A 10962-nucleotide genomic window follows, 5' to 3' on the forward strand; every position below is an offset into this window, starting at 1 on the left:
AACTGTATTATACGGTTTGACAATACTCTTACTATTATAATGTTAATACTTTTAAATAAGTCCTTTATCAATTTATAACAAAACAGTTATGATCCAATTAATCAACCCTAATTCTAACTCATGCGTTTTAACTTCCGAATCATTAAGAGAGCTATATAAACTAATAATCACTTATATCAGGTTAACCTAAAGATCAGGGTTATGGTAACAGTAATTATCTTATTTATTTTTCCTATTCAAATATACATTTTGAATGAGATAAGAATACATGACCTAAGAATATGTTTCAGTGGGGATAGGGATAATAAATAAAGTAATGAAGAAATGAAGAAATTAGATTTTCTAAAATAGTGGCCTACATGATTGATACAACTAAATGCAATGTAAAAAGCACTGGTATGCTCATTCCCATTCCAGTGCTTTTAGTATAATTATATTATTCCATTAGTTGAGTTCGTAGAGTTCGTAGTATTATCCTGACTCCCTAGACTATAAGAGGACATCTGCATGCGCATCTTCATTAGTTCTATTAAATATAGATAGTTTGTCTTATTTGCTGACAGCGAATTTCCATCTGTTTCTGATGATTGTCCGGACAATGAAGTGAGTGTTTGATATAACTCATTGATTCCAGACATACCTTGAGGTGAATAAGAACTATAATTGGAAGCTGCCGTAGTCATATCATTATTGGAAGTCTTTGAATTACTGGAGAAATATAAGGATCCAGTCTTAGTGGATTCAGGGCTACCCATATAATTCTTTACCTTTTTTACATATTCCTGTGTTTCTTTAAAAGGCGGGATTCCTCCGTACTTCTTTACATTGTTGCCTCCGGCATTGTAAGCAGCAAGAGTAAGGTCTATATTTCCGTCGAATCGCTCCAAATGCTCCTTAAGATATTTGGCGCCTCCCATAATATTGCTTCTGGCATCATATGGGTTCATTACACCAAGAGACTTTGCTGTGGCGGGCATCAACTGCATGATACCTGCGGCTCCTTTTTTTGAAGTTGCTGAGGCATTGAAATTAGATTCCACCTTCGCAACTGCCTTAAGGAGTTTTTCTGATATTCCATATTTGTTTGCAGCCTCAGTAAAGATTCCTTCCAAATTCTCTGGAACATTTGCAATTGACTTTAATACTTTTTTAAACTCATTACCGGATGTGGATGCTGTGTTTTGTGTCCGCACTGAAGTTGTTCCCGCAAGTGCAGACATTTTTAACTGGTCTATTGTTGCCAAAATTCATTCCTCCCGCCTTATTAAGGCATTTATGAAATCCATTTTCCAGAAGCATCCACCCAGTATTCCCCTACCTTGGTGTTGCTTGCCATACTTCCATCGGGATTTAAATAATACCAGACTTTTGGTTTACTTTCTATCCAGCCAGTCATCATCTCTCCGCCTTGAGTATTTAAATAATACCATTTTCCATTAAGCTGCTGCCAGCCAGTCATTAATTTACCATCTGTCGGATTTAGGTAATACCACCTTTGACCGGACTGTAACCAACCGGTCTGACGGATACCGTTGCCATCGAAATAATACCAGTCATTTAAGATTTGCTTCCAGCTGTTTCTTGGAACACCTCCATCTTCCTGTTTGTATGTATTACCTTTCCATGCTCCGGAGGTGTCTCCGTCATAGCTTAGAGTGCTTTCGTCTGAGGTTACATAATCTCCCTCTTTCAGGTATTTCCGATCTTCAGCGGTAAAGCCAATCGCACGCACTTCATAATAATAAATTGCATCCTTGTCCATTAAATCAGAAAGATCTACCATATTAGTCGAAACCGAAATTCGTTTTTTTAATTTATCATCTGCATATAGAGCTACCTGATAGCCTGTGGCAAATTCCACCTTTTTCCATACAGCTTTTGTCATTTTACTATCACTCCAGCCGGCTTGGGATGTCTTCCCTAGCTTCACGACTGGGATATAATCAACTTTGACCTCCAGGGTGTTATTGTCGAGAGCCTTAGCTGAAACAAATTTGGCTCCAGTCACCTTGCACTCAGTGCGGTTGTAGGATTCAGCAAAGATCATATTATCAGAAGTGAAAATAACACTGACTCTTTCATTAGAAGCAGCTTTCCATTTACTAATATCTCTCTTCCAAAGGGTATCCTGAATGGTTACTCCTGAGGTTGTAGTTGTTAACTCAGGCATTAATATTTCCTGATCCCCGGTTTGACTTTTAAACGTTAAATTTAAGCTTCTAATTACAATTGATTCAGCCGCAGGAACCGTTAGAGGGGGCAGAAATGCCATCATTATCGCCAAAACAGCTAATAATATGAAATTCTTCGTGATACTGTTTTTTCTTATCATCGATCCCACACTCCATCTTCATTGATTGGATATCCATCAATTGTGGTTTTGACTGCCATGCTTCCATCTTCATGGAAATAACGCCAATATCCATCTACCTGCTGCCAGCCAGTAGCCATCACTCCATCTTCTCCTGTGAAATAAGTTTTTTCATTACGGATAAATAGGCCTTTGATCATGACACCTTCAAGATTAGCAGGAATGGCATTTAAATAATACCATCTTCCGGCCTGATTGATCCAGCCCTTTTGCATGGCCCCTTGGTTACTGAAGAAATAAGTATAACCATCTATTACCTGCCAGTTGGTGGCAGCTGCCCCCTGAGGACCTTCATGTCCATTATCAGGGTAGAAATAGTACCAGATGTCTTTGATTTTTTGCCAACCTGTCAACATGGCTCCATTGGCATCCAAATAATATATATCTGAATCTAAGATAAACCAACCGGTTAGCATCTTTCCATTCTGGTCAAACCGGTACCATACATTATCAAGCGCCATCCAAGTATCCGTCTGAATGGTTCCATCCTTATGGCGGTAAAGCCAGACACCCGACTGTTTTTCCCAGCCACTTGGGGGTTGAGTACTACTGGTGGTATCTGTTTTACGATCTGCCTCTTTTCCCGTTCCGTCTGATATATCACGGTCTCTGATTAATAGTTCATCTGATTCTACCCAGTTACTCTTTTTACCGTTCTTTAACTCTTCTTGTTTAAATGGAATTGAACGAATTTTAAAGGAATAGGTGCCTTCTTCTGTCATGTAAGGATAAAAATTATATGTGGTTGCTGTGACCTGCTCCTTTTTAAAGACGATTTTCTTTCCCTTATAAAGCCATATTTCATAGGCACCGGAAGTATTATCTCCCTTCGACCATACAGCTAAGCCAAGTCTTGTGTCCTTCCAACCAACATCATCAGGTTCTGCATAAAGCCCCTTGACTGCCTTAGCCCGCAGTGTAACAATTAAATCACTGCCCTGACGCTTTGCACTGACATAGGAGCCACCGTTGACTTTTATCTTAGAAGCTTCGTAAGATGATTTAAAGTAGGCATCTGATTCACTGGAAGGAGTAATTGTTACATTCATCTTGGGCTCTTCCCCAATCGTCATGTCTTTCGTGGTAGACGTTACCCACGTTGCCTCCGTCACCTTATACTCCTTACCTCCTGCCGTCACATAACAGTCTGCACTTGTTTTATCAATCTGTATATCCGGCAAACGGTCTCCCGCCTCAATATTAAGTCCTACTTTAATGCTGACCGAATTAATGGCGTCTGTCGCCATAGATTTCTCTGGGATCAAGCACAAACAAAAGGCCGTTAGTATCACCATGGCCGTTGTTCGCGTTCGCTTTTTCATTCAATCACTCCTTTTCTAAGCTAAAACAAATAATTTACAGTATATATTTTTTATCGTCAGGTTGAGTATGAAACATAAGCCATCAACGGATATTACTGTTTTTTCAGCCGTTCGGAAAGAGTGAATTTTTTAATCATTGATTCCTGATGAGGGGTCATTTCTAAGAATTGGGCACCATAACGGTAGCATAATTCCTCCTTATCATCTGTAAATTCTTTCTTCCAAAGAACACTACCTTTCAGGCGCAGTAATCCATAGCTGGTGTTAATCAAAAAGGAAAAAGACTGATCTTCATTTAAACTTTCCTTTGATTCAAACCCTACGCCACCTAGACTGATATCTTTGATTTCTGCATGGATATGCATAATTAGGCCACTATCTTCTGTAGTTTCAATAGTTACAGGTTGTTCTATTCTGACTTTTAATGCCTGGCGTCTCTCATTTTCACTGACCATTTTCACTACCTTGCAAGTAGCACGGTAGGCAGTTTGATCCACCAGCTTCGTCATTCCTGATATTCGACATTTGCAGGTAACAAGGCCTTGTTTGCCATCATAAAATTCAATCATTGTTTCGCCACTGATATTCCAAATATCCTCTTCTTTGATGATTAACTCAATGGCTTCCTTATTTCCATCTAATACTTCTACTTCCGCAAGCAATGAACCGGCGAACGTATAAATGCAGGCCTTTTTACATTCCATAAACATAGTTTTACTCCTCCGTTCCAGGTGACTCAAGATCTTTTGAATTTGAATCATCGGAGTTTTCTGTCAAAAACTTTTCCTTGATGTCTGGTACATACTCTAAAAAATAGAGATAAATATCTACAATTGCATGGTAAAGTTCTTCCGGAACCTGAGCCCCAAGTTCAAGCTGAGTAAGAATTGATGCAAGTGAATTGTCTTCGTATACCGGAACACCGCTTTCATTGGCTGTCTCAATAATCTTTTCCGCCATATATCCCATTCCGGAAGCCACGATGACAGGCGCTGCATTCTTGTTTTCGTCATATTTGATTGCTACTGCTTTTTTGTTCAACGTATTTTTAAATTCTGACATCGACTGAATTTTTCCTTTCCTGTATTTTAGGAAATACCTCCAAAGGAGAAGAAGGGCCTCCACCTGCCTGGAGATGCAAATTATCAATCCTCAAACGATGCTGCTCAAAAATAGCCTTGATCCCCTTTTGAATGGAACCTTCTGATTTTTGCATTCCTTCGGGATAATATAGCTGTAGGGACGATGCATCTTCACCATAAACAAGCAACAGTTTAAACTGTCCCAATCCTTGGATATCAAATTTTACAAAGATTCTGGAAACTCGCTTTATCCCTGCTTGTGTGGTACTTCCATGTTCATCCGGATCAATCCACATTTCAGTGAAGAGTTTCTTCCCATTTATATTGATCGGAAAGGCCAGATGCAAAAGTGGCATATAAACACTTTCGTTCAATATCATGGAGTTCATCATGTTTAAGAATGTCTGTCTGTTTTCAAGACCAGTTCCTCCATTCACTCCTGTCCGTAGAAAATCCAGGAATTTGTCGGACCACTCGTTTTTGCCGGCGGCCTGATCCATGTCTACCTGATCTAATAATTGGCTGAACTGATTCAATGTCATTTCACCAAAATACTTACGAAATCCTTGGTATCCAGTCAGTCTTTGAAATGCCTGTAAGACTTCGCCTTTGTTTCCATTTTCATATCTGGATATCAATACAGTCAGTAGTGAAATCTTATCTCTTACTGTACCCATATCATGGTTTGCTGATATATAACGAGCGAGGAACGGAATAATCTTATTTTTCAGCAAAGCGCTGTTTTCAGAAGTGTTTCCTTCCTGTGCAGACATATCCAATTCTTTTAACATCTCCTGGATTTGTTCTCTTGTCTGCTTATATACAAAACTCTCCATTTCTCTTAATGTACGAAATATATCTCCTAGAATATGCTTTCCAGATGACATGTCATTAAATTTCTTAATAAAGTTAAGCACATCTGCCTTTAAATCAACAGAATTAGTGTCTGCCATTACCATTCGCATCTGATCAAATAATCCGCCACTGAATTTGACATTGGATTCTGCCTGTTCTTTTAAAAATGGTAAAATGTCTTCTTCATTCATCTGAGTGGCCTTAAAAAATGCAGCAATCTTCTCTGCTGCTTCCTGCCCCATGACGCCTCCGGTGAGCATCTCATCACCTTGGAAAAATATATCGGCGAAAATCTTTGATAGGTCAGGAACATTTTTAACCATATTAAGAAAAGCGCCAAAGTTGGATTTGTATTGAAATGCTAGCTGCTGCTCTCCATTTCCTCCGGAATTGGTACGGTTGTCTCCACGTGTTACTCGAGTTGGATCAACCGGGTTCTGAATCTGGGCGCCTTGGCCGGCCTGAGGATTGTTCTTGATTGTTGAATTATCATAACCGGAAAGCGGGGTTGTTACTTTTAAAACATCTGCCATAGTAGCCTCCATTTATGTGGTAAATCATTTATTTTTTTCCAAACGTTCTACTAATTGCTATTATTTTTTAACTATCCATACCGATAAATAGATATATACTAATTAGACAAGGCGGTGTAAATATTATGGATAACGGCATGGATAATATGCTTGATATGTATCTCTTTGAAACCAATTCTCTACTGGAGCAATTGGATGAACTCCTGATAGAAGCCGAAAAAGCAGGAGATTTAACGGTGGACGATGTAAATGAAATCTTTCGTGTCATGCATACCATCAAGGGTTCCTCTGCGATGATGGAGTTTTCTTCCCTAATGCAGATCGCCCATCACATTGAAGATTTATTCTTCTATATTCGTCAGAATGGTTTGGACTCCCTTAACATTACCCACAAAGGCACCCTTTTTAATTTAATGTTCCGCTCAACCGATATGCTTAGAGCAGAGGTTTCAAAGGTAGAAAACAATGAACCACTTAGTGATAATGTCGACAATCTGACCCAGGAAATTAATAGCTTCCTGAAAATAATCAGTGAGGAAGAAACTCCGAAGAACACAGAGGCAACAATTGCCAAATCATCTGAGCCGAAAAAGTCAGAACAACCAAAAAAGGTATCTGCACCAGCCACACAGACCGCTGATTTAGATAAAATCCGAATGGAATTGGCAGAATGTCCTGATGATAATGCTTCCTTTTTCCTTCGCCTCTTTTTTGATGAAGGGTGTGGAATGGAGAACTTAAGAGCTTTCATGCTTATAAGTGCATTGAAAGAATCCGGTTTGGAATTCAATCATTATCCAGCTGATATAGAGACGAATAGCAAGACCTGCGCTACTATTATTGAAAAGGGATTCTATTTAACATTTGAATCCAGTAAAGATGCAGAATCTGCCATCTCCCAGGTAAGTAATTTAAACAATATTCAATCTTATGAATTAATTGAAAATGTACGTGTTAAAAATGCTACAGCGGATGAGATTAAGACTCCAACAGCTCCTGTGCATGAAAATGCGGTTACAAGCACTCCTGCAGCTAGCACTGGCCACCAGACACCAAATAAGCAGAATTTAATCAGTGTAAATCTGGCTAAGCTTGATAATCTTGTTGCAATTGTTGGAGAAATCGTTATTACAGAATCTATGGTAACCTCCTCTCCTGACATTCAAAACTTAAAAAACATGGATAGCTTTTTAAAAGCAACCAGACAGCTACGCAAATTGACGGATGATCTTCAAGACATCGTTATGTCCCTGCGCATGGTGCCAGTATCCGGTGTGTTCCAGAAAATGAACCGAATTGTCAGAGATATGAAACAAAAGCTGCAAAAGGACGTTAGACTTACCATTGTTGGCGAGAATACAGAAGTTGACAAATCCATTGTTGATAGCATTGGTGATCCTATTATGCATATCGTTCGTAATTCCATGGACCATGGAATTGAAGATTCTGTTCAGGAACGTATTGCTGCCGGAAAGAATCCTCAGGGAGAGATAACACTTTCTGCCACCCATACAACGAATGAAGTTATTATTGCAATCAAAGATGACGGCCATGGTGTAGATCCTGCTGGTGTATTAGCAAAAGCAAAGAAAAATGGAATTCTCACCAAACCGGAAAATGAATATACCCAGAAAGAAATTTTGGCTCTTCTTCTTGCACCTGGATTCTCTACCAACGAAGTGGTAACGGAATATTCCGGCCGTGGTGTTGGTATGGATGTTGTAAAGAAGAATGTAGAAGCTGTTGGGGGTACCGTTACTGTAACCAGTGAATTAGGTAAGGGAATGTGTACCACATTAAAGATTCCTCTTACTATGGCAATAGTCGATGGTATGGAAATCGCAGTCGGCAAATCTGTATTTACGATTCCTATTGCAAACATCCGTCAGTCCTTTAAGGTTAAGAGCGAAGATGTTATTTACGATACTGAGGGCAACGAAATCATCAAGTGCATGAATCAGTTCTATCCTATTATTCGTATACATACTCTCTACAATATTGATTCGAAGATAACCAATATTGAAGACGGTATACTGGTTTGGGTTGAATCCGGTGACAAGTCTTATTGCCTCTTTGTTGATGATCTGCTTGGTGAACAGCAGGTTGTTGTAAAACCGCTTCCAGTTTATTTAAACAGCTTCAACATTAAAAATTCCGGAATCTGCGGCTGCACCATACTTGGTGACGGCAATATCAGCATCATTTTAGACGTTTTAAATCTGTATGCTGCGGCACACAATCAATACTAATTGGAATTGGAGGAATACAAATGTCAGCAGAAAATACGCAAACTACTATGACCGGTTCAAGCCATGCAGCACCAAGAGGTCTTGCTTCTTCCGGATCTGAAGCTACGGAACGCTACCTTACCTTCCGCACAGATAACTTGATTTTTGGAGTAAGCACCAACTATATTATAGAGATTATCACTAATCATGCCATTACTACCATGCCAATGATGCCCAATTATGTAAAAGGAATTATCAACTTAAGGGGCCAAATCGTTCCTATTATTGATATTCGTTTAAGACTTGGAAAATCTGCGATTGAATATACCAATACTACTTGTGTCATTGTCTTAAATGTGGATTCTGTCTTTATCGGAATCATTGTAGATGCAGTTGAACAGGTTTTAGATATTGATTATTCCCAGATCTCTTCTATTCCGGCGAACAACCGGGAAGAGTTGGTAAGTGGTATGATTTCCATGCCGGACAACAAAGTTGTTCTGCTTATGGATTGTGAAACCTTAGTTAATAACTCATAAAGGATGGCCTTTCTATGTTAACACTTTCACAGCAAGACTTCACACGACTGGTTCAGTTCGTGAAAAAGAATTATGGAATTGACTTGTCAAAAAAGATGCAGCTGATTATGGGACGTTTGTCAAATACAATCATTACTTTGGGTTATTCTTCTTTTACAGAATACATAGACCACGTTACCTCATCAAAAAATCCAGCTGATCTGGAAGTAATGCTGAATAAGCTTACAACAAATTATACTTACTTTATGAGGGAGGAAGCTCATTTTAATTTTTTCCGTGAAACCATTCTTCCTTATCTATTAAGTACAAAAAAGAATAAAGTTTTAAGCATATGGAGTGCTGGCTGCTCTTCTGGTGAAGAACCTTATACAATATCAATGATATTAAAAGAATCTCTGGGGGCGCAAGCCGCCCTCTGGGATACCAGAGTTCTAGCCACCGATATATCACAGAATGCTTTAAACGCAGCAAAGCAGGCGGTTTATGATGAAGAGTCTTTAAAGAATCTATCCCCAGCGTGGAAATCAAAGTATTTCGTTAAAACAGCAGAACCAGGTATTTATTCCGTGGCACCAGCCATTAAATCCAATGTTATCTTCCAGACATTTAACTTAATGGATCCCATACGGTTCCGCTTGAAATTTGATGTTATTTTCTGCAGGAATGTAATGATTTATTTTGATCAAAATACAAAAGATGGTTTGATTCAGCGCTTTTACGATGCATCAGCACCAGGGGGCTACTTACTAATAGGTCATTCGGAAACCATTAATAAAGAAAAAACTCCGTTTAAGTATATAATGCCAGCAACCTATCGAAAAGAATAATCTGTTTAATATAAAATCTATTTACTGCTGCTATGTAACGGTAAATGGATTTTATATTACACAGATTTATAACCAAATAGCAGAAAATGTAAAACTTACATCAGCCTGGCTATGCTTATATCAGTGCCAAGAATGGAGTAAAATATGAACGAAAAAATCAGAGTTCTTATCGTAGATGACTCCTTGCTTTTCCGCAAGGTGTTGATTGATAATTTATCCCAAAATCCAAATATTGAAGTTATTGGCTATGCCGTTGACGCATTTGATGCGGAGCGTAAAATACCACTTCTAAAACCTGACGTTGTTACGGTTGATGTGGAGATGCCCCGGTTAAGCGGTATTGATTTTGTAAAAAAACTATTACCTATATATACGGTACCAGTAATATTAGTATCCTCCTTGAATCTAAATGTATTTGAGGCACTTTCCGCTGGTGCTGTGGATTTTGTCAGAAAACCAGATATGTCCTCAGGCAACTCCTCTAGTACGTTTTTGAATACCTTAATAAGTAAAATATTCATTGCTTCTAGGGCCAAAATCAAAGTGCCCCAGGCCTCTCCTATGGTCTCTAAGAATTCATCAAATAACGGAAAGCTATTTTCTTTAAATGCTTACAATACGGTCATAGCAATCGGAGCTTCAACTGGAGGAACTGAGGCAACACTTCAGGTCTTAAAAAATCTCCCTCCAGACACTCCAGGAATTCTAGTGACCCAACATATGCCAGAAGGATTTACTAAAATGTACGCAGATCGCTTAAACCGATTGTGTCAAATGAATGTAAAAGAGGCTCAAAGTGGTGATGCGATCGAGCGAGGTCAGGTTCTTATTGCCCCTGGTGACTTGCAAATGAAAGTAGTTAAAATTGGTAGCCGCTATAGTGTAAATTGCTATTCTGGTGAAAAGGTAAGCGGCCACCGCCCTTCTGTAGACGTTCTCTTCCAATCCATTGCAGATACAGCCGGTCCAAACTCTGTAGGTATCATTATGACTGGAATGGGGAGGGATGGCGCTGATGGACTTCTCAGCATGAAAAAAAAGGGTGCCTTTACAATCGGGCAAGATGCCGAAAGCTGCGTTGTATACGGAATGCCTATGGTTGCTTATAACATAGGTGCTGTTGTGACTCAAACTTCCTGCGCTAATATATCAAATGTTCTACTGAAGCATTTATATTCTCTTTAAATAAGAAATTACTGAATCGA

The 10962-nt window shown here is 39.0% G+C and carries 10 protein-coding genes; 4 read left to right on the plus strand and 6 right to left on the minus strand.

Annotated features, from left to right (window positions below; all coding sequences use genetic code 11):
- Window positions 1-431: 431 nt before the first annotated feature.
- From BET01_RS06475 to BET01_RS06500, 6 genes are all read right to left on the minus strand, one after another.
- Complete coding sequence (locus BET01_RS06475; protein WP_243117141.1) at window positions 432-1244, minus strand: lytic transglycosylase domain-containing protein; 813 nt, start codon at window positions 1242-1244, stop codon at window positions 432-434.
- Window positions 1245-1273: 29 nt separating this feature from the next.
- Window positions 1274-2332 (minus strand): N-acetylmuramoyl-L-alanine amidase family protein, encoded by a 1059-nt coding sequence (locus BET01_RS06480; protein ID WP_120195998.1) that lies wholly within the window; start codon window positions 2330-2332, stop codon window positions 1274-1276.
- Window positions 2329-3693 (minus strand): N-acetylmuramoyl-L-alanine amidase family protein, encoded by a 1365-nt coding sequence (locus BET01_RS06485; RefSeq protein ID WP_120195999.1) that lies wholly within the window; start codon window positions 3691-3693, stop codon window positions 2329-2331. Before BET01_RS06485 ends, BET01_RS06480 begins: the two co-directional genes overlap by 4 nt.
- 92 nt (window positions 3694-3785) lie before the next feature.
- A complete protein-coding gene (locus BET01_RS06490; RefSeq protein ID WP_158584996.1) occupies window positions 3786-4403 on the minus strand; it encodes a PilZ domain-containing protein in 618 nt (205 codons plus the stop codon).
- Window positions 4404-4407: 4 nt separating this feature from the next.
- Entirely contained in the window at window positions 4408-4755 is a 348-nt protein-coding gene (locus tag BET01_RS06495; RefSeq protein ID WP_120196001.1) for an EscU/YscU/HrcU family type III secretion system export apparatus switch protein, read from the minus strand.
- Window positions 4742-6163, minus strand: coding sequence for a hypothetical protein (locus BET01_RS06500; RefSeq protein WP_120196002.1), 1422 nt, complete (start codon window positions 6161-6163; stop codon window positions 4742-4744). The genes BET01_RS06495 and BET01_RS06500 overlap by 14 nt, the downstream gene beginning before the upstream one ends.
- 125 nt (window positions 6164-6288) lie before the next feature.
- On the opposite strand from BET01_RS06500, the gene BET01_RS06505 reads away from it, so the two are divergent.
- The 4 genes from BET01_RS06505 to BET01_RS06520 all read left to right on the plus strand — a co-directional run bounded on the left by BET01_RS06505 (window position 6289) and on the right by BET01_RS06520 (window position 10942).
- Window positions 6289-8412 carry a chemotaxis protein CheA gene (locus tag BET01_RS06505; RefSeq protein ID WP_207667580.1) on the plus strand — a complete coding sequence of 708 codons (2124 nt, stop codon included), beginning with the start codon at window positions 6289-6291 and terminating at the stop codon, window positions 8410-8412.
- A 20-nt stretch (window positions 8413-8432) separates the two neighbouring features.
- Window positions 8433-8930, plus strand: coding sequence for a chemotaxis protein CheW (locus BET01_RS06510; protein ID WP_120196003.1), 498 nt, complete (start codon window positions 8433-8435; stop codon window positions 8928-8930).
- A 14-nt stretch (window positions 8931-8944) separates the two neighbouring features.
- Entirely contained in the window at window positions 8945-9757 is an 813-nt protein-coding gene (locus BET01_RS06515; protein ID WP_120196004.1) for a CheR family methyltransferase, read from the plus strand.
- A gap of 144 nt (window positions 9758-9901) precedes the next feature.
- Window positions 9902-10942, plus strand: a complete 1041-nt coding sequence (locus tag BET01_RS06520; RefSeq protein ID WP_120196005.1) for a protein-glutamate methylesterase/protein-glutamine glutaminase — start codon at window positions 9902-9904, stop codon at window positions 10940-10942.
- Window positions 10943-10962: the final 20 nt, after the last annotated feature.

It is taken from the genome of Lacrimispora algidixylanolytica (assembly GCF_003609635.1).
Lineage (GTDB): Bacteria > Bacillota > Clostridia > Lachnospirales > Lachnospiraceae > Lacrimispora > Lacrimispora algidixylanolytica.